Origin of the sequence: Cypionkella sinensis (genome assembly GCF_042646385.1) — a bacterium.
Taxonomy (GTDB): Bacteria; Pseudomonadota; Alphaproteobacteria; order Rhodobacterales; family Rhodobacteraceae; genus Cypionkella; species Cypionkella sinensis.
In genome coordinates this window covers 864,270-886,680 of sequence record NZ_JBHRTO010000001.1, presented here as the reverse complement: position 1 = coordinate 886,680, position 22,411 = coordinate 864,270, and the positions used below count along the sequence as shown (strand labels likewise).

Genomic DNA, 22,411 nt, shown 5'->3' with positions numbered 1-22,411 from the left:
CCTACCAGCGCCCTGACGCGCCACCGCCGGATGATCTGCCACCGCCAAACCCACTACTATCTGACCCTGATGAGCTTGATATACGAGGAAACTCATGGGGTTCTTCATGCTTGTAGCCGCAGGTGCGGCACAGCGTTGTTTGAACCCCGGTGGCTCGCATGAACTCGGTAGCCTGCGTCAGTTGCTTACGGCTGCGTGAAAGCGATCTTTGCCCGCAATTCGGACAGGCACGAAAGCGGATCGCCACATCACCGATCTGACTCCCGAACGCAACGCCGCAACAGGCGACGGCAAAAAGCAGGAAAGGAAGGATGCCGAGAATCCGGGAATAATCGCTCTGTTGTGGCGGTGGATTGTGGCTGGCAAAGGGGCGGGCGATCCGGTCGATCACCGCCTGCGTACCCGCCTTGATGCCCTGGGCAAAGCGATTGTTACGAAATTCCGGTAGCATCTCGCGGTCAATCACCCGCTGCGCCAGCCCATCGTAAACCGCATCATAGCCCGCCCCCAGCGCGATCCGCATCTCTCGATCCTGGCGCGCCACAAGAATCATCACGCCATCATTGCGAGTCTTGTCGCCAACACCCCAACCGTTGAACAGGTTTTTCGCATAGGTTTCAATGGATTGCCCCGCACCGCCATAGAGCGCGCGCGCCTCCATCACCACGACAACAATCTGCACCCCGGTCTCGTCCCGCGCCTTTTTCAGCGTGGTGGTCAGATCGGCCTTTTCAGCGGCATTCAGCACGCCCGCGAAGTCTGAAACCGTGTCGGACAACGGCTGCGGCATGCCTTGCGCCCAAGCGCCGAAGGGCAGCAAGATCACCAGCAGCAGCATCCGAATCATGCGTTATCCGATCAATTCCGCAACAACCTGCGCGATCATCATCACATCTGCCTGCGTGCAGTCAAACTGGCCGACTTGCACCCGGATCACATAGCGGCCATCGTGCAGGGTCTGGGTCAGATAAATCCGGCCATCGTCGTTGATACGCTGCAACAGACGCTCGGTCTGGGCGTCATCCTCCAGCGCGAATGTGTAAAGCGACAGAATGGGTTGCGTGATGATCTTCACACTGGGTATCGCCGCGACCGCCACGCAAGACTCCTGTGCCCATTGCACATGGTTGCGGATCCGCTTGCGCAAACCATCTAATCCGTAAGCCCTCAGAGTGAACCACAGCTTCAACGCCCGGAACCGCCGCCCCAGTGGCACTGTCCATTCGTTGAAGTTGACGATTTCCTCTCGCCCCGCCGTTTCCAGATAGCTGGGCCGCAGCCCCAAGGACTTTACCTGCGGCCCCGGATCGCGTAGGAACTGCACCGCACAATCGAACTGCACCCCCAGCCATTTGTGCGGGTTGAACACGATGGAATCGGCGCCCTCTACGCCCTGCCACAACGCGCGAAACTCGGGACAGATCATCGCAGACCCCCCCCAAGCCGCATCGACATGGACCGGCAGCCCATGCGATTTCGCCACCGCAATGCACGCGCCAATCCGGTCAAAAGCGCCAATCGCGGTGCCACCGGCGCACAAAACGACACCTGCAGGCAGCAGCCCCGCCGCGAGATCGGCGCGGATGGCGGCGTCCAGCGACTCGGGCCGCATCGAAAACTGCGCATCGGTGGCGATCTTGACCAGATTGTCCTGCCCGATCCCCGCCACCCGCACTGCCTTGTCGACTGAAGAATGCGTCTGCGCCGAGGCATAGATCCGCAGGATGTTGCTCTGCATCCCCTTGAAATTGCCCTGGAACGCCGTCGCCTGCTCTCGCATCGTCAGCACCGCCGACAGCGTGGCGGTGGTCGCGGAGTCGTGAATCGTGCCGACAAACCCCTGCGGCAGACCCAAAGCGTCGCGCAGCCAGCCCACCATCACCTGCTCGATCTCCGTCGCAGCGGGCGAGGTCTGCCACAGCATGCCCTGACAGGCCATCGCATTGGCCAGTTGCTCGGCCAGCATCGACGCGGGCGAGGCATTTGCGGGGAAATAAGCGAAAAACCGTGGGTGCTGCCAATGCGTCATGCCCTGCGGCACGATGCGTTCGAAATCGGCAAAGATCGCCGCGATCGGTTCGGGCGCATCGGGGGCCACCATTGGCAACTGCTGCGCAATCGCCCCCGGCACCAGCGGCGCGCGCACCGGGCGATCGCGCAGTTTGCGGTGATAGTCGCTGGCCCAATCGGCGGCGCGTTTCGACCAATAGTTCAGATCATCGTGGTTCATTGTGGCCTCCCATCCAGCAACCTTAACATGTGAACTAAGACGCGCAACCAAATCCCCTTGGCGGCGCGCAGATTAGCCGCTATCACGGGGGCATGAACACGATGGGCATCATCATTTGCTGCATTACCTGCTGACATATCGTCAGGCGGGCCATCACCTCATTCCCTCAACAGGATCAAGCTGATAGACCCGCCGCAGGCAAATGCGAGTGCTAAGAGGCGAGGGTTGCGATGATCAAACTGCACAACACCAAGACGCGGGCGAAGGAAATCTTCACCCCGATTGATGACAAGAACGTGCGGATGTATGTCTGCGGCCCGACGGTCTATGACCGCGCGCATCTGGGCAATGGCCGCCCGGTGGTGGTGTTTGACGTGCTGTATCGCCTGCTGCGCCATGCTTATGGCGAAGGTCACGTCACCTATGTGCGCAATTTCACAGATGTCGATGACAAGATCAACGCCACCGCTTTGGCCCGGCAGCAGGCGGGGGCGGCAGGCTCGCTGGAAGATCTGATCCGGCAGCGCACCGAGGAAACCATCCAGTGGTATCACGACGATATGGATGCCTTGGGGGCGCTGCGCCCGAACCATGAGCCGCGCGCGACCGAATTCATCGGGCCGATGGTCGCGATGATTGAGGGTCTGATCGCCAAGGGCCATGCTTATGCCGCCTCCGGCCATGTGCTGTTTCGCGTGCGGTCCTATAAAAACTACGGCGCGCTGTCGGGCCGCTCGGTGGATGACATGATCGCGGGCGCACGGGTTGAGGTGGCGCCGTTCAAGGAAGACCCGATGGACTTCGTGCTGTGGAAGCCGTCCTCGGGCGAGGAACCGGGTTGGGACAGCCCTTGGGGCCGGGGCCGTCCGGGCTGGCATATCGAATGCTCGGCGATGAGTTACGAATTGCTGGGCGCGTCGTTTGACATCCACGGCGGCGGCCTCGATCTACAATTCCCCCACCACGAAAACGAGATCGCCCAAAGCTGCTGCGCCCACCCCGACGCCAGTTTCGCGCGCTATTGGCTGCATAACGAGATGTTGCAGGTGGAGGGCAAGAAGATGTCCAAGTCTTTGGGCAATTTCTTTACCGTGCGGGATTTGCTGGATCAGGGCTATCCGGGGGAAGTCATTCGGTTTGTGTATCTGAGCACGCATTACGGCAAGCCGATGGACTGGACAGCCGAGAAGGCCGATGACGCGCGAAAGGTTCTAACACGTTGGTATCGCCAAGTCGGTCTTTCGACTGGTGGCACGCCGTATCAACCTGTGGTTGATGCCCTTTCCGATGATTTGAACACCCATGAAGCGCTCACACAATGCCACGCGCTTTCCAACGCGGGCGATTTCTCGGGGTTGCGAGGGAGTCTCTATTTGCTCGGATTTCTTGCAAACGGCATTCCAGAATGGGCAAAAGTTAGTGGATTCTCGGATGCGGAGTCAGGTCTGATCCAAGATATGCTGCGGAAACGCGATCAAGCGAAGTCGCAGAAAGACTACGCTAAAGCTGATAAAATCCGCGATCATTTGTTACGTTCTGGCGTAGTTGTGCGCGATTCAAAGACGGGTGAAACCGAATTTGAAAAGACTTCGAGTTTCGACATCGACCTCCTTGATCGACTTTGGGTGGAAGAATGACCCGCGAGCGCCTCTATCTCTTCGACACCACTCTCCGAGACGGCCAGCAGACTCAGGGCGTGCAGTTCTCCACCGCTGAAAAACGCCAGATTGCCACGGCGCTCGATGCGTTAGGGGTGGATTATATCGAGGGTGGTTGGCCGGGGGCGAATCCAACCGACTCGGAGTTTTTCGCCCATGCGCCGCAGACCCGTGCCACCATGACCGCCTTTGGCATGACTAAGCGCGTAGGGCGTTCGGCCGAGAATGACGATGTGCTGGCGGCGGTGCTGGATGCCGGGACACCTGCGGTTTGTCTCGTCGGCAAGACGCATGAGTTTCACGTCACCACCGCCTTGGGTGTTTCCCTAGAGGAAAACCGCACAGCGATTGCGGCCTCGTTCCAGCATGTCGTCACCAAGGGGCGCGAGGCGTTGTTTGATGCCGAGCATTTCTTTGACGGCTACCGCGCCAACCCCGACTACGCTTTGTCCTGTCTGCGCGCTGCGTATGAGGCCGGGGCGCGCTGGATCGTTCTCTGCGATACCAACGGCGGCACTTTGCCGTTGGAAGTTGGTCGCGTGGTGGCCGAGGTGATCGCCGCTGGCATCCCCGGTGATCGGCTTGGCATCCATTGCCATGATGACACCGGCAACGCCGTGGCGAACTCGCTGGCGGCGGTTGAAGCTGGGGCGCGGCAGATTCAAGGCACGCTGAACGGTCTGGGCGAGCGTTGCGGCAACGCCAATCTGGTTACTCTGATTCCGACGCTGCTGTTGAAAGAGCCTTTCGCCAGCCAGTTGGAAACTGGCGTCTCGGCGCAGGCTTTGGCGGGTCTTGTACGTTTGTCCCGCAGCTTGGATGACATCCTGAACCGCGTGCCGCAACGCGCGGCCCCCTATGTGGGTGCCAGTGCCTTCGCACATAAAGCCGGGCTGCACGCAAGTGCGATCCTTAAGAATCCGAACACTTACGAGCATATCGCGCCGGAAGTCGTCGGCAATGAGCGCGTCATTCCGATGTCGAACCAAGCCGGTCAATCCAATCTGCGGGCACGTCTCGCCTCGGCCGGAATCGAGGTGGCCGCAGGAGATGCGCGGCTGGGGCGCATCCTTGAAATCGTCAAGGAACGCGAGGATCAGGGCTATGCCTATGACGGCGCGCAGGCGAGTTTCGAGTTGGTCGCGCGCAAAGAACTGGGGCTGCTGCCATCGTTCTTTGAGGTCAAGCGTTACCGGGTGACGGTAGAGCGGCGGAAGAACAAATATGACCAAATGGTCAGCCTTTCCGAGGCCGTGGTGGTGGTCAAAATCGGCGCGCAGAAGATGCTGTCGGTCTCGGAAAGCATGGATGAAACCGGCACCGATCGCGGCCCGGTCAATGCGCTGTCGAAGGCTTTGGCCAAGGATCTCGGCCCCTATCAGGCTGTGATTGATGACTTGCGGCTGGTCGATTTCAAGGTCCGCATCACCCAAGGCGGCACCGAGGCGGTGACGCGGGTGATCATTGACAGTGAAGACAATCAGGGGCGGCGCTGGTCAACCGTGGGTGTCTCGGCCAATATCGTCGATGCCTCGTTTGAGGCGCTGCTGGATGCGATCAACTGGAAGCTGATCCGCGACATCGGGGTGCCGGTGTGAGCGTAGAGGCCTGCGCCGATCTGGTCGAACGCGGCGATGCGGATCGGTTTGCGGCGGTGATGGCGGCGCCGAGCGGCTTGAGGGCGCGGTTGTGGCCGCTTTATGCGTTCAATCTGGAAATCGCGCGCGCGCCTTGGGTGACGAAAGAGCCGATGATCGCGGAAATGCGGTTGCAATGGTGGCGGGATGTGGTGGCAGAGACCAGCCCTCGTGCGCATGAGGTGGCGGGGCCGCTGCATGGGTTGATCGCGCAGGCGGGCTTGGACGTGGGCGTGTTGGAGCGGATGGCGGCGGCGCGGGTTTGGGATGTTTATGCGGAGCCGTTTGCGGATCAGGCGGCGTTTGATGCCTATCTCGACGATACCGCAGGCGGGTTGATGTGGTTGGTGGCGCGGGCTTGCGGGGCCGATCAGCGCACCGAGGCTGCGGTGCGGGATTATGGCTGGGCGGCGGGGTTGGGGGCGTTTTTGCGGGCGGTTCCCCTGCTGGAGGAACGCGGCAAGCGGCCTCTGGTGGATGGGCGGCCGGGGTCGGTGCGTGATCTGGCGGCGCGGGGGCTGGAGAATATCCGGGCAGCGCGGGCGGTGCGGCATCTGGTGGGCAAGGCTGCCCCGGCCTTGCTGGCGGGCTGGCAGGCTGAGGCGCTTTTGCGTCAGGTTGTGGCCGATCCGATGGTGGTGGCCGAGGGGCGGATGGGGCTGTCAGAATTTGCTCGCCGGGGGCGGCTGTTGTGGCAGGCCACGACGGGGCGTTGGTAGGGTCCCAAAGCGGGACCGAGGCTTTATCCCTTAGTGGTCAATGGCTTCATATTTCGCATTAAGTGTGCGTTAACCCTTGTCTGAAAGATTGAACGCATAGCGCAGTCCCGTCACCGGCGCCGGATGAAAGCCCTGCGCCAGATAGAACGCCTGCGCGATGTCATTGCCGGGCAGGGCCGAGACGGTGACATAACTTGCCATCTTGCTGCGCGCATAGTCGAGGCTCGCCGCCAGCAGCGCCTTGCCGATCCCATCGCCGCGCGCGTCGCTGCGCACGTAAAGGTGATGCAGATCCATGCCGCGCTGACCGTATTGCACCCGCGCCAACTGCGTCAGCGCTGCATAGCCGAGCAGGTGCCTCTCGCCCTGATAGACCAGCGCATGCAGCCAAGGCGCTGGTCCGAACAGATCGCGCTGCAACTGCGCCACCGTCGCAGTGGCACTGTCGCCATGATAGGCGGCCAGCGCATGCACCATCTTGCACAGCGCTGGCAGATCGGCGGGGGCGGCGGGACGGATCATCGCTTAGCGCGTCTCTTTCGGTCGCAGGGCCAGCCAGATCAGCGCACCGCCTGCCAGCACGAGGAAGGGCAGCATCGCCATGTTCACGGCCTGCCAGCCCGCCTGCACCGAGCCGCCCGAGCAGTTCATCAAGCCGCCCGACGAGAAGCTGGCGAGGGTGACGCCCCCGAACACGATCAGATCGTTCATGCCCTGCATCCGGCCACGCTCGGCGGGGGTGATCAGAGAGGTCAGCATGGTGGTGGCGCCGATGAAGGCGAAGTTCCAGCCGAAACCCAGTAGCATCAGGGCTGCGAAGAAGTTGAACAGATCGACACCCGCCATCGCCACCGCTCCGGCAGCGGCAAGGATCATCAGGCCTACGGCCATCACCCGCTGGGTGCCAAAGCGTGCGATGATATGGCCGGTGACGAAAGACGGCGCATACATCGCGAGGACATGCCCCATCACCACATTGGCGGCGTCGGATTTGGCATAACCGCAGCCGACAACGGCCAAGGGTGAGGAAGTCATCACCAGATTCATCAGCGCATAAGATACAGTGGCCACGATCACCGCCACGGCAACCGCCGGGGTGCGGATCAACTCGGCGCGGCTGCGGCCAAGCGCGCTGCCGGTTGCTGCGGCGACCGGCTTGGGAATTTTCAGAAAGGCAAACAGAAACACGCCGCACAGGTTCAACGCGATCACTGTCAGATAGGTGCCCAAGAACGGAATGACCATCGCGTCATTGGTCAGCTTTACCAGTTCCGGCCCGGTGACTGCGGACAGAAGCCCACCAGCCATCACCCAGGAAATCGCCTTGGGGCGGAAGCTGTCGGATGCGGTGTCAGCGGCGGCAAAGCGGTAAAAACCCTGCGCCGACATATAGATGCCCGAAAACAAGCCGCCAAGGATGAACAAAGCGAAAGAGCTGTAAAGCAGGCCCAGGGCGCTGATTACCGCGCCCATCGTGCCGCCCAGGGTGCCGACGACAAAGCCCGCGCGGCGGCCAAAGCGCGCCATGAAAGCCGAAATCGGCGTCGCGGTCAGCATCGAGCCGATCACCATTGCTGAGATTGGCAGTGTCGCCCAGCACGGATTCGGGGCCAAAGACTGCCCGGCCAGACCCGCGATGATGAACACCATCGGCAGTTGCGCGCCAAGAATGGCTTGGGAAGCAACGAGCACATAGACGTTGCGGCGGGCGAGGCTGTCTTGATCTGTCATCATGTGCCATCGGTAGGCATCGGGTTTCGCAGGGGCAAGGGGGATTCGCTCTGGCCTTAAAGATTGCGCGCGCTGGAGGGGTTATGGTCGGGCGGATTATCGAAAGTCTGGATTGCGTGGCGGAGGGGGCGGCTTGGCTTGCCGCCTCGGATGCGCGATTTGCCGGGGCGCTGCAACAGGTGGGGGCGCTGCCGTTGCGGCGTCATGCCGATGGCTTCACGGCGCTGCTGGATGCGATTGTCGGCCAGCAGGTCTCGGTTGCCTCGGCCAATGCGATCTGGGCACGGATGGAGGCGGCGGGCGTGGTCAGCCTTGAGGGCGTGCAGGCGGCCTCGGATGAGGATTTGCGCAGCGCAGGGCTGTCGCGGCAGAAGGCGCGCTATGCCAAGGCGCTGGCAGAGTCTGGCATTGATTTCATTGGCTTGCGGTGCAAACCTGATGAGGTGGTGATCGCCGAACTGGTCGCCGTGCCGGGGATCGGGCGCTGGACGGCAGAGATTTACGCGATGTTCGCACTCGGGCGGGCGGATGTGTTCGCGCCGGGGGACTTGGCGTTGCAAGAAGGCGCGCGGGTGCTGTTCGGGCTGGAGGCGCGGCCCACGGAAAAGGCGCTGCGGGCGATGGCCGAGGCGTGGAGCCCGTGGCGCAGCGTTGCGGCGCGGGTGCTCTGGGCCTATTATCACGTGGTAAAATCGCGGGAAGGTATCCGATGAGGGAATTGAAGTTTGGCCGCGTGGCAGCGGCCTCGGGGCAGGCGCGGGCGATGGTGGTGTTCGTGCATGGCTATGGGGCGGATGGCGCGGATTTGCTGGGTTTGGCTGACAGTCTTGGGCCGCATTTGCCGGATGTGGTGTTCTATGCGCCGGATGCGCCCGAGGCCTGTGCGGGCAATCCGTTTGGCCGCCAGTGGTTCGGGATCCCGCGGTTTGATGGCTCAAGTGAGGCGGATGCCACAGCGGGGCTGGACCGGGCGGCAGAGGATTTGAACGGCTTTCTTGATGCGCGATTGGCAGCAGAAGGTTTGGCACCAGAGGTGCTGGTGCTGCTGGGGTTCTCTCAGGGCGCGATGATGAGCCTGCATGTGGCCCCTCGGCGCAATCAGGCGATTGCCGGGGTAGTGGCGATTTCAGGAAAGTTGATGCTTCCCGATCTGTTGCAAGCCGAGGCTCAGGTAAAGCCTGAGGTTCTGCTGGTGCATGGCGATCAAGACCCGGTGGTGCCGTTCGACGAGATGCAGGCGGCGGGCAACGCGCTGGTGGCGACGGGGTTTGCCACCTATGGCCATGTTATGAAAGGCACCGGGCACGGCATCGCACCGGATGGCTTGCAGGTCGCCCTTAGCTTTATCGCCGATCGGCTGGGGGTTTAGCTGCCGCCGCTGTCAAGGTAGGCGGCGCAGCCGGTGAGGGCGGCGAAATCGTCCTCTACCGCGAAGACGGCGAAGCTTTGCATGAATTCGGCGAAACGGCCCTTGGTGCGGAAGGCACTGGCGAGGTTCATCTCATCCATGTAGGGCACCATGGCGCGGGCGACGCCGCCGATCAGGTAGATGCCGCCGAAGGGCAGATGGATCAGCGCGAGGTTGCCAAGTTCCTGGCCTAGCAAGTGCATGTAAAGCTTGGCGGTTTCGCGTGCCAGCGGATCGCCTGCGGCCAATGCCGCCATGATCTCGGCGGCTTTCAGGTCTTGCGGCTGGCCAGCCTCGGTGGTGGTGAACAGATGCACATGCTCCAGCCCGCGGCCCGCCAGCACATCCTCGACCCCGGCATAACCGTGGGCGTTTGCGACCCTGTGGGCAACAAACTCTGACAGGCGGAAATCCTGCGCATTCTGCACCGGCATAGCGATATGGCCACATTCCGACGCGGCCACCAGACGGCCTTTGGCCGTATCATGAACGGGTGCGGCGTTCATGCCGGTGCCGACGCCGACCACCAGCATCGCCGCACCGGGGGCTTGGGTGCCGGGGATCAGCACGCGCAGAAATTCTGGCGCGATATGGCCCAAAGCATGGCCTTGCGCTTGCAGATCGTTCAGAATCGCGGTGTGCCGCGCGCCGGTGGCGCGGATCAGTAGGGCGGCGTCGATCACCCAAGACAGGTTGGTCATCACCGCCACGCCATCGCGGACCGGACCTGCGGCAGCCACGCAGACGCCATCCACCGATTTCAGGCCTTCTTCGGCCATATAGCGGGTCAAAACCGGCTCCAGACTGCTGAATTCGCTGTTGGCATAGCGGCGGATGCTGGCAGGGCGCACCACTTTTCCATCGGCCAAAGCGACACGGGTGTTGGTGCCACCGATATCGGCAACGAGGGCGAGGGAGGTTGGCATCATGGTCCTCATTGTCTGAACATCAGCCCGCAGGCCATTGATATCGTTTACTTACGCGGGGCAGGGCCGGTGGATTGGCCCAGGATCAGATCGGCTTCCAGCAAGCGGTGCAGCGGGCCTAGCGTGGGATCGGCGATCAGTGCCAGCAGCATTTCGGCGGCGATCCGACCGGCATCGCGCACAGACGACCGCGTGGCGGTGAAAATCGGCAACTCGTCACCATTGCGCAGATAGCCCAACTCGTCGTCAAAGATGATGACCGAGACATCACGGCCCAGTTTCAGCCCCTGACCTTCGATCGCACGGCGCACGCCCATGCCCGACAGCATCGAGGCCGCAACAAAGGCGGTGGGCGGATTTTCCAACGCCAGCATACGCTTGGCAGCGCGATAGCCGGAAAGTTCGGTCATCTCATCGCTGGCCATCAGGGTCGCGTCCGGCACAATTTCGCGCGCGGTCAGCGCGTCACTGTAGCCGGTGCGGCGGCGGATGGCGAAATCCATATCCTCTTTGCCATTCACCAAAGCGATGCGGCTATGGCCAAGGTCGAGCAGAAATTCGGTGGCGCGCAGGAAGGCGCGGCGGTTGTTGACATCGACCCAGGAATAATCGGTCTCAATCCCGGTGGCGCGGCCATGGGTGACGAAGGGCAGGCCCAATTCTTGCAGGCTGGCGATGCGCGGATCATAGGTGCGCACGGCATGCACGATCACGCCATCCACCGCGCCGCGCGATTTCAGATCGCGGTAAACGGCGGCTTCGGCATCGTCGGCGACCACCGACAGCAGCATGTCATAGCCGTTGGCGGTGTAAATCTCACCCGCGCCGGCGATAAAATCGGCAAAGATCGGGTTGGTGATTTCGGATTTGGTCGCCACCGGAAACACATGCCCCACCGCCATCGCCCGCCCGGTGGCAAGGCGAATGGCACGGGCGTTTGGCCGGTAATTGTAGCGCTTGGCGGCGGCGACGATGCGTTCGCGCGTGACATCATTGACCTCGGGATAGCCGTTCAGCGCGCGGCTGACGGTGGTGGGCGATAGGTTGAGTTTTTGCGCCAGTTCTTTGAGGTTCATCGCGATTGGGTTCGCCAAAGGATCAGTTGCGCAGGACACTAGCCGCAGGTGCCGGGGTGGTCAAAGTGTTTGAGGCGTTATTTGGAAGATCATTTCATATTTTTCAGGGGATCATTGTTTATCAGTGGGTTGCGGGGCGATGCTGGATTTCAAAGCGGTATCAATTCTGTGCCGGATTAGCCGATTAATGCGGCGGGAAGCGCCTGCGGAATCAGGGCGACAAGTTGCTGCGCTGCGGCAGAGGGCGGGTTCTGCGCCAGATGCGCTAGGATCAGCGGCTCGGCTCCGGCATCGCGGATCGGCCTTGTGATCAGCGGCTTGCCATCGGGGCTAAGCCTTGCGGCGGGGTTGGTGTAGGACAGGCCAATGCCAAGGCCGTTGGCTGCATAGCTGCGCATCAGGTCGAGCGAGGCGGTGCGGTGGTGGATCTGCGCTGTCAGCCCGGCTTGCGCGAACAGGCCGCGCATATGGCCCAAGGACAGGCCTTGATCGGTCAGGATCAGCGGCTGATCGGCGAGATGGTGCAGGCTAAGGCTTGGATGCTGCACCAGAGGGTGATCTGGCGGCAGGATGGCATGAGGCGCGATCTGCGCAAGGCTTTGGCGGGCGATGTCGGATTGCAGGCCCAGATCCCATGTCAGGGCAAGATCGGTTTTGCCCCCGTGCAGCGCATCGGAAAGTGTTTCGAAACCCATCACTTGCGGGATGATCGTTAGTTGCGGTGCAAGCTTTGCCGCGTAAGTGAGGATCGGTGCAAGGCATGTGGGGGCAAGGTCTTCGAAAACCGCAAGGCGGATATCCTCGCTGGCAGAATTGGGATCGGTGAGGCGGCTTAGAGCGGCCAGTTGCGCCTCGGCCAGATCCAGCCAGCCGCGCCCGAAGGCGGTGGGGGTCAGGCGGCCCCCAGCGCGGCGCAGAAATAGCGGGCGGCCCAGCAGGCTTTCCAGTTGCGCAAGGGCGACCGAAAGCGCGGGTTGGCTGACGTGCAGGGCTTGCGCCGCCGCCGTCATGCCGCCGTGGCGGGCGACTGCGGTGGCATATTCCAACTGGCGCAGGGTGAGAGATAGCATGAGGTTATCGCCGATATTGAAAGGTATTATTTGCAGCTATGATTAAGCCGCTCCATGCTGAAACCCAAGCGAAATCAGGAGAGTCAGATGGTCGTTGTGACGGATGAGATGATTGCGGCTTATCAACGCGATGGCGTGGTGCTGGTGAAGGGGCTGTGGGCCGATTGGGTCGAGGAATTGCGCGCCGGTGTGGAGCGCAACATGGCCGAGCCGGGGCCTTACGCGGCGGAAAACCTGAAACCGGGCGATGCAGGGCGGTTTTTCGACGATTACTGCAACTGGCAGCGCATCCCGGAATTTGAGAGGGTGATCAAGCAATCCGAAGTCGCCGAGGTGGCGGCCAAGCTGATGGGCTCGGATCGGGTGCAGATGTTTCATGATCACGTGTTGGTCAAGGAGCCCGGCACCACCAAGCCGACGCCTTGGCATCAGGATGGGCCGTATTATTTCGTTGAGGGTCGGCAGAATGTGTCGTTCTGGTCGCCGCTGGATCCTGTGAAAGAGGCGTCGTTGCGCTGCGTGGCGGGGTCGCATCTGTGGCCGCGTGAGGTGTTGCCGACGCGGTGGCTGGCGGAGACCTCGTTCTATCCGAACCCCGAGCTGTACATGCCGGTGCCGGACCCGGATGCCGAGGGGATGCCGGTGCGGGAGTGGCAGATGGAACCCGGCGATGCGGTGGCGTTCAATTATCGCACCCTGCATGGAGCGCGCGGAAACAATGCAGCCACGCGGCGGCGGGCATTTTCGCTGCGGGTGCTGGGCGATGATGCGCGGTATGTGGAGCGTCCGGGGCGAACCTCGCCGCCCTATCCGGGGCATGAGATGGTGGTGGGGCAGGTGTTGCGCGAGGATTGGTTTCCGTTTTTGAAATGAGGTTTCTGGACGGTCCCGAGTTGGGACCGTTCTTGCCCCCCCATGATTTCAAAGGCTTACAAACGCGATTTCAGGATTTATTAACTTTTGGCTGCGCTGATTGGCCCCATGTGACGGGCTTGCCGGGCGGATTTGGCGGTGGGAGAAGGGGGTGAGGACAGTGCCATGACCCAAAGCCCGACCGTGCAACGCCGCCCAAAAGCCTATCCGCCGCCAGAGTTTCCACCGCGCAAACCGAAGCTGTTCGCCAAGACGCCGCCTGTGGTGTTTTCGGTGGTGTTAGGGCTGCTGGGCTTGGGCCTTGCCTTGCGTCGTGCGGCGGAGGTTTTGGGCCTGCCGGGTGGGCTGGTCGAGGCGGCTTTGGGGGCGGCGCTGGTGTTTTGGGCTTTTGCCACTGTCGTACTTTTGTCCAAGATCGCGCGGCGGCCTGCGGTGCTGCTGGAAGATCTGCGGGTATTGCCGGGGCGCGCCGGGATGGCGGCGTGCAGCATGAGTGCGATGCTGGCGGCGGCGGTGCTGGTGCCTTACGCGCCGGGGCTGGCTTATGCGGTGATGGTGCTGGCGCTGCTTGCGCATGGAGTGCTGGCGGCATTGGTGATCTGGCAGATTGCGCGCAGCCCGAAAGAGCAAAGGGCGGTGACGCCGGTGTGGCATCTGAGCTTTGTGGGCGGCATTGTTGCGGCGATACCGGCGCTGGCCTTGGGGCGGCTGGATTTGGCGCAGGTGCTGCTGTGGGGGGCTTTGCCGATTGCGGCGCTGATCTGGGGGGCGTCGCTGGCGCAGCTGATTGGGCGGATTCCGCCAGCGCCACTGCGGCCTTTGCTGGCGATTCATCTGGCCCCGGCGGCTTTGTTCAGCATGGTGGCGACTGGTCTGGGGCAGGGGATTTTGGCGCAAAGCTTTGCCGCTTTTGGCGGGGTGATCTTGTTGGCGCTGCTGGCGGGGTTGCGTTGGGTGACGGTGGCGGGGTTTTCGGCGCTTTGGGGCAGCTTCACCTTTCCGCTAGTGGCCTATGCGGCGGCGCTGATCGGTTTGGGCGGTCAGGCGCAGCAGGTCGGGCTGGGGCTGCTGGCGGCTTCGGCTGTGGTGGTGCTGTGGGTGGCGTGGAAGGTGATTGCGCTATGGCCAACGGGTAAGCTGGCGGCGAAAACCAATGCGGCGGAGGCGTAAGGGGCAAGCGTTCAGTTCAGCCTCAGATCAAAGCCACCCATGCGCGGGCAATCGCGAGGCCGTGCGCATCTGCAGCCTGGCCGCGGGCGACGGCTTCGCTGGGCAGACGGCTGCCAAAGCCGGGGTTTTGCGTCTCGATAACATCGGGAAAGCGATTGACCCAATCGCGCACAACGGCACGGCTGGCCTCGAAATGGAACTGGGTGGCATAGCCCGCTCGGCCGATGCGGTAGCTTTGCACTTGTGCGGCGGCATTGGTTGCCAAGTGGACGGCATCCGGGGGCAGGGTGAAATGGTCGGAGTGCCATTCAAAGATGGGAAATTCGGACGGAAGCTGCCCCAGCACCGGGTCGGCGCGGCCCTGATCGGTGAGGGCGATTTGGCACCAGCCAAACTCGGGGTTCTGGCCGATGGTGTTGTGCGCACCCGCACCGCGCGCCATGGCTTGCGCGCCGAGACAGATGCCCAAGGTCGCCTTGCCCGAAAGCGCTGTGTCATAGAGCAAGGCGGCGAGATCCGGCAGATAGGGGTGGCTCTGATCGGATAAAGCGCTCTGCTCGCCACCAAAGGAAATCAGCGCGTCAAAGCTGCCGGGGCTGGGCAGACGACCATCGAGCCACGGCTTATAGAGGTCGATCACCGCAGCGGCTTCGTGCAAGGCGACGCCGACCTGTCCGTGATGGGTGACGGCGGTGTTTTCTATGATGGCGACGCGCATAGTTCCTCCGGGATTTGGCGCACCATGCGAGAGCGGGATTTTGACTGCAAGCGCTGTTTCGGCCTTGCCAATCCCCGCGCCCCGTGAAAGTGGGACGTGTCAAACGAACACTCCCCTTAGACCCCGTTGGAGGTGAACATGGAGATTCGCGAGGCGCTCACATTTGATGACGTTTTGCTGGTGCCGGCGGCAAGCTCGGTGCTGCCTTCGGAAGCAGATACATCCACTTTCGTCACGCAAAGCATTCGGATGAATATTCCGCTGCTGTCCTCCGCGATGGATACGGTGACGGAAGGCCGGATGGCGATTGCGATGGCGCAGGCGGGCGGCATTGGCGTTATTCACCGCAATCTGGACACCGAGGCGCAGGCGCGGGAAGTCAGCCGGGTGAAGCGGTTTGAGTCCGGCGTGGTCTATCAGCCGATCACGTTGACGCCGGATCAGACGCTGGGCGATGCCAAGTTGCTGATGGAGCGTTATCAGATCACCGGCTTTCCGGTGGTGGATAAGGAAGGCCGCGTGCTGGGCATTGTGACCAACCGCGATATGCGGTTTGCCTCGGATGACAAGACACCGGTTCATGCGATGATGTCGTTTGAAAATCTCGCCCTGCTGCGCGAGCCGATTGACCGCGATGAGGCGATCAGCCTGATGAAGGCACGGCGGATTGAAAAGCTGCTGGTGACGGATGGCGCGGGCAAGCTGACCGGGCTTTTGACGCTGAAAGACACCGAGAAATCGGTGCTGAACCCGCAGGCCTGCAAGGATGAGATGGGGCGGCTGCGTGTGGCGGCTGCCTCGACCGTGGGCGATGCCGGCTATGAACGCTCGATGGCGCTGATCGAGGCCGGGGTGGATATGGTGGTGATTGACACCGCCCATGGCCACTCGGCAGGGGTGGCGCTGGCGGTGGAGCGGATCAAGAAGGCCTCGAACAAGGTGCAGGTGGTGGCGGGCAACGTCGCCACGGGTGAGGCGACGCGGGCGCTGATCGGGGCGGGCGCGGATGCGGTGAAGGTGGGGATCGGGCCGGGTTCTATCTGCACGACGCGGATCGTCGCGGGCGTGGGTGTGCCGCAACTGACGGCGATCATGGATTCGGCGAAGGCGGCTGGCGATGTGCCGATCATCGCGGATGGTGGCATCAAGTTTTCCGGAGACTTCGCCAAGGCGATTGCGGCGGGGGCATCCTGCGCGATGGTCGGTTCGGCGATTGCGGGGACGGACGAGTCGCCCGGAGAGCTGATCTTGTGGAACGGTCGGTCTTATAAGTCGTATCGCGGCATGGGGTCCTTAGGGGCGATGGCGCGCGGCTCGGCCGATCGCTATTTCCAGAAGGATGCGGCATCCGACAAATTGGTGCCGGAAGGTATCGAGGGGCAGGTGCCGTATAAAGGCACGGCGGCGCAGGTCATCCACCAGATGGTTGGCGGGCTGCGTGCGGCGATGGGCTATACCGGCTGCGCCACTGTGGCCGAGATGCGCAAGAACTGCCAGTTTGTGCGCATCACCGGCGCAGGGCTGAAGGAAAGCCATGTCCATGACGTCCAGATCACCCGCGAAAGCCCGAATTATCGGGTTGGCTGATGGCTTTACGCGGTGGTGCTGAAGGCCATGTAAAGCACCGCTGCGATTACCGCCCAATAAACCGCGATCAGCACCACTACGGCGCTGATCGCAATCGCTGTTGCCATCAGGATGAAAAGGCCGTCGCGCCCCAGAAGGCCAAGCGCGGCGATCAGAATCGCCAGTGCAGGCAGGAAGTTGCCGAAGGGGATCGGCAGCATCACCAACACACTGAGCAGGACGCCGATGCCGCCGATCAGTCGTTGTGCCGGCTCGGCAGTCAGGTGCGCCAGACGCGGATGAAGAACCCGCTCGACCCGTTCGAGATAGGGCGCCGCGCGTTGCAGCAGGGCCAGAAGATTGGCGCGCAACAGCGAGCGATTGGCGATGAACCCCGGCAGCCAGACCGGGCGACCCAGCATCATCTGGAAGGTCAGCACCACCAGCGGCAGGCCGGTAACGGCCGACGTGCCGGGCAATCCGGGCAGCAGATTGGGGATCGAGAACAATAGCAATAGCGTCGCGCGGGCGTGCGTCTTGATGCCCGCCAGCAGATCGCCAAGGCTGACGCGTTCAGACTCGCCCGCTTGCACGAGGCTTAGCAGTTGTTGAGAAAGCGGGACGGGGTCTTGCATGTCACCTCGGGGTTTGCCGCAAGATGGTGCCTGCCGCATCGCATTGCCAGAGGTTAGCCGCGCGGTTGCGGGAAATCCGCGCACATTGTAGGCAGGACAAAAGCAGGCTGGGCGAGAGCCAAAGGGGCAGATATGACACCGCAAGCACGGCTTTCCGCCGCCATCGACGTGTTGGACCGCATTCTCGCCGGATCAACCGCCGAGCAAGCCCTGACCAACTGGGGCCGCGCCAGCCGCTTTGCAGGCTCGGGCGACCGGGCGGCAGTTCGCGATCTGGTGTTTGACGCGTTGCGCTGCAAACGCTCATACGCAGCTTTGGGCGGTGCGCTGAGTGGGCGGGGGTTGGTCTTGGGCGGTGTGCGGGCGCGGGGGCTGGACCCTGCGGAATGGTTTACCGGCGAGGGCCACGCGCCTGCCGTGCTGAGCGATGCCGATGCCGGATTGACGCCTATTGGCAATCTGGCGCTGGATTGCCCGGATTGGCTGGCGGAACCGCTGCAGGCGGCACTCGGGGCGGATTTCGAAGGCGTGATGCAGGCGCTGCAACGCCGCGCGCCGGTGTTTTTACGCGTGAATCTCGCCAAAGCGTCGGTTGAGACGGCGCTGGCGGCACTGGCCGAGGATGGCATCGCCTGCGCACTAAACCCGCTTGCGAAGACTGCACTGGAAGTAACGGAAAACGCGCGTAAAATCCAGAATTCACAGGCCTATCTCGGTGGTCTGGTCGAATTGCAGGATGCCGCAAGCCAAGCGGTGATCGCAGCTACACCGCTGACGGATGGCCAAAGCGTACTGGATTATTGCAGCGGCGGCGGCGGCAAGGCCTTGGCCATGGCGGCGCAGGCGCGGGTGAGCGTGGTGGCGCATGATGCTGATCCGCGCCGGATGCGCGATATTCCCGCACGCGCCGCACGGGCAGGCGTGAAGATCACCGTGGCGCAAACTGCTGATATTGGAACGGGTTACGACGTGATCCTGACAGATGTGCCGTGTTCAGGCTCGGGCAGTTGGCGGCGCGATCCGCAGGGCAAATGGGCGCTGACGTCGGCACGTCTGGAGGCTTTGCGCCAGATTCAGGCCGATATCCTCGACAAAGCCGCTGTGATTTTGGCCCCCGGCGGCACGCTGGTTTATGCCACATGTTCGATGCTGCGCGCCGAGAATGAAGATCAGATTGCAGGTTTTCTGTCGCGCAATCACGGCTGGCAAAATCCACTGCAACGTCGGTTTTCGCCGCTTGAGGGTGCCGATGGGTTTTTTGTCGCACTGTTGACCCGCGAAGCCTGAATTTATACACAACTTGAAGGTGTTTTTCAGATTTTGGGTGAAGCGGTTAAGCCCGCGTTAACACTTTGACCGCCAAATAAGCCGAAACCAATCCCGGATCGGAGGGCGCAGTGGCCAGTTCGACGACAAATTTGGCCAAGGTCTTTGCACCCCGAAAGCAACCGCAACTGGCGCTGTTGCTGCTGTTGGCTGCAGCGACTGGCTGTGCTGCCGGTATCGTGGTGGCGACGCAAACTGTAACACAGGTGATGTTTCTGGCGGCGGGGTTGACCTTTGCAGCACTTGCGATGGTGCAGCAAAGCGCGGGGTTTTGGGGCGCGCGTCGACAAAAGCAGCTTGAGGCGCATTTGATCGCGCTGGTGGGCCTTGATGCCACGCCTTGTTTTACCAGCGATCCGCACGGCCAGATCGGTTATCGCAATGCGGCGGCAGGCGCGCGCTTTGGCGCAGCGGCTGGTGGTACGTTGATTTCAGTGCTGAAAGACCATTTCGCTGCGCCCTCGGCGGTGCTTTATCGGCTGCAAACACGTGCAAGCCACAGTGGTTCTGCGCGCGAAGATGTGGCAACTCGGCGCGGCCATCTGCGGTTGTCGGTGCATCGGCTGACCGAAGCACGGTTTCTGTGGCGGCTGGAAGAGTTTCAGGATCGCAGCAGTTCGGGGCGCGGGGCGGAATCGCTTAGCCTACCGATGCTGACCGCCAACAAGGCGGGGGTGGTGCTGTTCACCAACGACTCGATGCGTCGGCTTCTGGGCGGGCGACCAAAGCGGCTGGATCGGGTCTTCACCTCAACCAACCTGCACTCGGGCGAAGAGGTGGAGGTTTCGGCGGCCACCGGTCCCGTGCGCGCGATTCTGGCAGAGGTCGAAGGGCTGGGAGAACGGCGCGAGATCTATTTGCTGCCCGTGGCGCGGCACGCCAATGATGAAAGCATGTCTGCGGATTTCGAACATGTTCCGGTGGCACTGCTGAAGTTTGAGGCCAACGGCACATTGCGGCAAGCCAACAAGGCGGCACGCGATCTGCTGCATCTCGAGGACGCGCCGGCGCACATGCATGATCTATTCGAAGGTCTTGGGCGACCTGTCAGCGATTGGCTGTCCGATGTCGTGCAAGAGCGGATTCCGGGTGGTGCCGAAGTTTTATGTGCGCGGCAATTGGGGGCAGAGGTGTTCTTGCAAGTCACCCTGCGGCGCATTGTCGATCAGGGCCGCCCCGGCGTGCTCGCAGTGTTGCAAGATGCAACCGCATTGAAAACACTTGAGGCACAGTTTGTGCAAAGCCAGAAAATGCAGGCGATTGGCCAGCTTGCGGGCGGTGTTGCACATGATTTCAACAATCTGCTGACCGCAATTTCGGGCCATTGCGACCTACTTTTGCTGCGCCACAACAGCACCGACCCTGCCTATGCAGATCTGATCCAGATTCATCAGAATGCCAATCGGGCGGCGGCACTGGTCGGGCAGTTGCTGGCATTCTCGCGCAAACAAACCCTCAAGCCAGAGCGGATCGAGCTGCAGGATGTGCTGTCGGATCTGGCACATTTGCTGAACCGTCTGGTGGGTGAGCGGGTGCGACTGCGCCTGGCCCATGCCCCCGATTTGGGCGCGATCCGCGCTGATAAGCGTCAGTTGGAACAGGTGATCATGAACCTGGTGGTCAATGCCCGTGACGCCATGCCAGAGGGCGGCACCATTCGCATTGAGACCGAGGCGCTTACCCTGCACGAAGAAATGCGCCGTGATCGCGCCGTGCTGCCCGCTGGCGAGTATGCGCTGATCCGGGTTAGCGATTCGGGCGTGGGTATCCCGCCCGAGCGGTTGCAAAAGATTTTCGAGCCGTTCTTCACAACCAAACGTGCGGGTGAGGGCACTGGCCTAGGGCTGTCGACTGCATATGGCATCGTCAAACAATCGGGCGGCTTCATTTTCGTTGATTCGACCGAGGGTGAAGGCTCGATATTTCAGCTGTATTTTCCCATCTTCCACGGTGCTTCGGGCGATGAGCCTGCCATGCCCCAACCCAAAAAACTGGTGTTGCGGCAAGGCGAAGGTGTGGTTCTTCTGGTCGAAGATGAGGCGCCGGTGCGCGCCTTCGCCAGTCGTGCTCTGCGGATGCGGGGATATACTGTGCTAGAGGCTGAGAACGCCGAAGAAGCGTTGAAACATCTTGAAGATCCCAGGCTTGAGGTGGATATCTTTGTGACCGATGTGGTTATGCCAGGGATGGACGGGCCAAGTTGGGTGCGCGAAGCATTGAAAACCCGCCCGAATGTGAAGGTCATTTTCGTGTCCGGCTATGCAGAAGAAGCGCTGTCAGAAGGTCAGGCACGCATCCCGAACTCTACGTTCCTGCCAAAACCATTTTCTCTCAGCGATCTCACCGCGACCGTGCAGGGGCAATTGCATTGATGCCCTCGATTCGCCGCCCCGCTGTGCAGGTTTCGCAACTAATGTTTCCGCTCTGTTCGCCAGTAACCATTCCTTAATCATGTTGAGAAAGACTGGGCTTGCGACAATTCGATTGAAATGTTCTTGGTTTACCCTCATATATGGTAAACAAATGCAGAACATCTTCGGCGATTGCCGCCTGAAGACAACCATGGGATAAGGGCAAAGCAATGGCAGCGGCAAATCTGATCGAGTTGAACGGGAAGCGGGATATGGACAAGGCAAAGGCGCTGGAAAGCGCTCTGGCGCAGATCGAACGGCAGTTCGGCAAGGGCTCGATCATGAAGCTGGGCCAAGACAATCCGGTGATGGATATCGAGGCAACCTCGACCGGATCGCTGGGGCTGGATATCGCCTTGGGCATCGGCGGGTTGCCGCAGGGCCGGATCATCGAAATTTACGGGCCGGAATCGTCGGGCAAGACCACGCTGACGCTGCATGTGGTGGCCGAGCAACAGAAAAAGGGCGGCGTCTGCGCCTTTGTCGATGCCGAACACGCGCTCGATCCGCAATATGCCAAGAAACTGGGCGTCAATCTGGATGAATTGCTGATCAGCCAACCCGATACCGGCGAGCAGGCGCTGGAAATCGTCGATACGTTGGTGCGCTCGGGTGCTGTCAGTCTGATCGTGGTCGATTCGGTGGCGGCACTGGTGCCGAAATCGGAAATCGAAGGCGATATGGGCGATATGCAAATGGGCAGCCAGGCCCGGCTGATGTCTCAGGCGATGCGCAAGCTGACCGGCAGCATCGGCAAGTCGAACTGCATGGTGATCTTCATCAACCAGATCCGCATGAAAATCGGCGTGATGTTCGGTAGCCCCGAAACCACCACCGGCGGCAATGCGCTGAAATTCTACGCCTCTGTGCGTTTGGATATCCGCCGCACCGGCGCGATCAAGGACCGTGATGAGGTGATCGGCAACGCCACCCGCGTGAAAGTGGTGAAGAACAAGGTCTCGCCGCCGTTCAAGGAAGTTGAATTCGACATCATGTATGGCGAGGGGATTTCCAAGGTTGGTGAACTCGTCGATCTTGGTGTGAAGGCCGGCGTGGTGGAGAAATCCGGCAGCTGGTATTCTTTCAAGGATGAGCGCATCGGTCAGGGCCGCGAGAACGCCAAGACCTTCCTGCGGCAGAACCCGGCGATGGCATTGGAGATCGAGGACAAGATCCGCGCCGCCAACGGGTTAGATTTTTCGGTCAGCCCCGATGATGGCGCGATGATCGACGACTGAGATTTGACCATCAGGTTGA

20 protein-coding genes are annotated in these 22,411 nt (G+C 61.6%); 11 read left to right on the top strand and 9 right to left on the bottom strand.

Annotated elements, in window-relative coordinates; translation table 11 throughout:
• Position 1 precedes the first annotated feature (1 nt).
• On the bottom strand, positions 2–847 hold the full coding sequence (locus tag ACFOGH_RS04410; protein WP_380071855.1) for a TPM domain-containing protein: 846 nt from the start codon (positions 845–847) through the stop codon (positions 2–4).
• Positions 848–850: 3 nt separating this feature from the next.
• On the bottom strand, positions 851–2,230 hold the full coding sequence (locus ACFOGH_RS04405; protein WP_380071854.1) for a pyridoxal phosphate-dependent decarboxylase family protein: 1,380 nt from the start codon (positions 2,228–2,230) through the stop codon (positions 851–853).
• A gap of 230 nt (positions 2,231–2,460) precedes the next feature.
• Between ACFOGH_RS04405 and cysS the strand changes: the two genes are divergently transcribed.
• From cysS to ACFOGH_RS04390, 3 genes are read left to right on the top strand one after another with little or no spacing between them, the layout of a single operon-like run.
• Positions 2,461–3,867: a cysteine--tRNA ligase gene (cysS, locus tag ACFOGH_RS04400; RefSeq protein ID WP_380071853.1), complete on the top strand. Its 1,407-nt coding sequence runs from the start codon at positions 2,461–2,463 to the stop codon at positions 3,865–3,867.
• On the top strand, positions 3,864–5,486 hold the full coding sequence (cimA, locus tag ACFOGH_RS04395) for a citramalate synthase (protein ID WP_380071852.1): 1,623 nt from the start codon (positions 3,864–3,866) through the stop codon (positions 5,484–5,486). Before cysS ends, cimA begins: the two co-directional genes overlap by 4 nt.
• A complete protein-coding gene (locus tag ACFOGH_RS04390; protein ID WP_380071851.1) occupies positions 5,483–6,244 on the top strand; it encodes a squalene/phytoene synthase family protein in 762 nt (253 codons plus the stop codon). Before cimA ends, ACFOGH_RS04390 begins: the two co-directional genes overlap by 4 nt.
• A gap of 69 nt (positions 6,245–6,313) precedes the next feature.
• On the opposite strand, the gene ACFOGH_RS04385 is transcribed toward ACFOGH_RS04390, so the two are convergent.
• Positions 6,314–6,766: a GNAT family N-acetyltransferase gene (locus ACFOGH_RS04385; protein WP_380071850.1), complete on the bottom strand. Its 453-nt coding sequence runs from the start codon at positions 6,764–6,766 to the stop codon at positions 6,314–6,316.
• A 3-nt stretch (positions 6,767–6,769) separates the two neighbouring features.
• Positions 6,770–7,978, bottom strand: coding sequence for an MFS transporter (locus ACFOGH_RS04380; protein ID WP_380071849.1), 1,209 nt, complete (start codon positions 7,976–7,978; stop codon positions 6,770–6,772).
• An 80-nt stretch (positions 7,979–8,058) separates the two neighbouring features.
• On the opposite strand from ACFOGH_RS04380, the gene ACFOGH_RS04375 reads away from it, so the two are divergent.
• Positions 8,059–8,688 carry a DNA-3-methyladenine glycosylase family protein gene (locus ACFOGH_RS04375; protein ID WP_380071848.1) on the top strand — a complete coding sequence of 210 codons (630 nt, stop codon included), beginning with the start codon at positions 8,059–8,061 and terminating at the stop codon, positions 8,686–8,688.
• Positions 8,685–9,344 (top strand): alpha/beta hydrolase, encoded by a 660-nt coding sequence (locus tag ACFOGH_RS04370; RefSeq protein ID WP_380071847.1) that lies wholly within the window; start codon positions 8,685–8,687, stop codon positions 9,342–9,344. The genes ACFOGH_RS04375 and ACFOGH_RS04370 overlap by 4 nt, the downstream gene beginning before the upstream one ends.
• On the opposite strand, the gene ACFOGH_RS04365 is transcribed toward ACFOGH_RS04370, so the two are convergent.
• From ACFOGH_RS04365 to ACFOGH_RS04355, 3 genes are all read right to left on the bottom strand, one after another.
• Positions 9,341–10,312: a glucokinase gene (locus tag ACFOGH_RS04365; protein ID WP_380071846.1), complete on the bottom strand. Its 972-nt coding sequence runs from the start codon at positions 10,310–10,312 to the stop codon at positions 9,341–9,343. The two genes, ACFOGH_RS04370 and ACFOGH_RS04365, sit on opposite strands and share 4 nt — an antisense overlap.
• Before the next feature lie 44 nt (positions 10,313–10,356).
• Positions 10,357–11,385, bottom strand: a complete 1,029-nt coding sequence (locus ACFOGH_RS04360) for a LacI family DNA-binding transcriptional regulator (protein ID WP_380071845.1) — start codon at positions 11,383–11,385, stop codon at positions 10,357–10,359.
• 176 nt (positions 11,386–11,561) lie between these two features.
• Positions 11,562–12,455 (bottom strand): LysR family transcriptional regulator, encoded by an 894-nt coding sequence (locus tag ACFOGH_RS04355; RefSeq protein WP_380071844.1) that lies wholly within the window; start codon positions 12,453–12,455, stop codon positions 11,562–11,564.
• 87 nt (positions 12,456–12,542) lie between these two features.
• On the opposite strand from ACFOGH_RS04355, the gene ACFOGH_RS04350 reads away from it, so the two are divergent.
• Positions 12,543–13,328: a phytanoyl-CoA dioxygenase family protein gene (locus tag ACFOGH_RS04350; protein ID WP_380071843.1), complete on the top strand. Its 786-nt coding sequence runs from the start codon at positions 12,543–12,545 to the stop codon at positions 13,326–13,328.
• 165 nt (positions 13,329–13,493) lie between these two features.
• The gene (locus ACFOGH_RS04345; RefSeq protein ID WP_380071842.1) at positions 13,494–14,498 is read left to right on the top strand and encodes a TDT family transporter; all 1,005 of its coding nucleotides are present in this window, start codon (positions 13,494–13,496) and stop codon (positions 14,496–14,498) included.
• A gap of 22 nt (positions 14,499–14,520) precedes the next feature.
• On the opposite strand, the gene ACFOGH_RS04340 is transcribed toward ACFOGH_RS04345, so the two are convergent.
• The gene (locus ACFOGH_RS04340; protein ID WP_380071841.1) at positions 14,521–15,216 is read right to left on the bottom strand and encodes a type 1 glutamine amidotransferase; all 696 of its coding nucleotides are present in this window, start codon (positions 15,214–15,216) and stop codon (positions 14,521–14,523) included.
• Positions 15,217–15,354: 138 nt separating this feature from the next.
• On the opposite strand from ACFOGH_RS04340, the gene guaB reads away from it, so the two are divergent.
• The gene (gene guaB, locus ACFOGH_RS04335; protein ID WP_380071840.1) at positions 15,355–16,803 is read left to right on the top strand and encodes an IMP dehydrogenase; all 1,449 of its coding nucleotides are present in this window, start codon (positions 15,355–15,357) and stop codon (positions 16,801–16,803) included.
• 5 nt (positions 16,804–16,808) lie between these two features.
• Here the strand turns inward: guaB and ACFOGH_RS04330 are convergent, their stop codons facing one another.
• The gene (locus ACFOGH_RS04330) at positions 16,809–17,417 is read right to left on the bottom strand and encodes an exopolysaccharide biosynthesis protein (protein ID WP_380071839.1); all 609 of its coding nucleotides are present in this window, start codon (positions 17,415–17,417) and stop codon (positions 16,809–16,811) included.
• A gap of 132 nt (positions 17,418–17,549) precedes the next feature.
• Here ACFOGH_RS04330 and ACFOGH_RS04325 point away from each other — a divergent pair, with 132 nt between their 5' ends.
• The 3 genes from ACFOGH_RS04325 (at position 17,550) to recA (ending at position 22,392) form a co-directional block, all read left to right on the top strand.
• Positions 17,550–18,704 carry an RsmB/NOP family class I SAM-dependent RNA methyltransferase gene (locus ACFOGH_RS04325; protein ID WP_380071838.1) on the top strand — a complete coding sequence of 385 codons (1,155 nt, stop codon included), beginning with the start codon at positions 17,550–17,552 and terminating at the stop codon, positions 18,702–18,704.
• A gap of 248 nt (positions 18,705–18,952) precedes the next feature.
• Positions 18,953–21,115: a hybrid sensor histidine kinase/response regulator gene (locus ACFOGH_RS04320; protein WP_380073965.1), complete on the top strand. Its 2,163-nt coding sequence runs from the start codon at positions 18,953–18,955 to the stop codon at positions 21,113–21,115.
• A gap of 209 nt (positions 21,116–21,324) precedes the next feature.
• Entirely contained in the window at positions 21,325–22,392 is a 1,068-nt protein-coding gene (gene recA / locus ACFOGH_RS04315; RefSeq protein WP_380071837.1) for a recombinase RecA, read from the top strand.
• Positions 22,393–22,411: the final 19 nt, after the last annotated feature.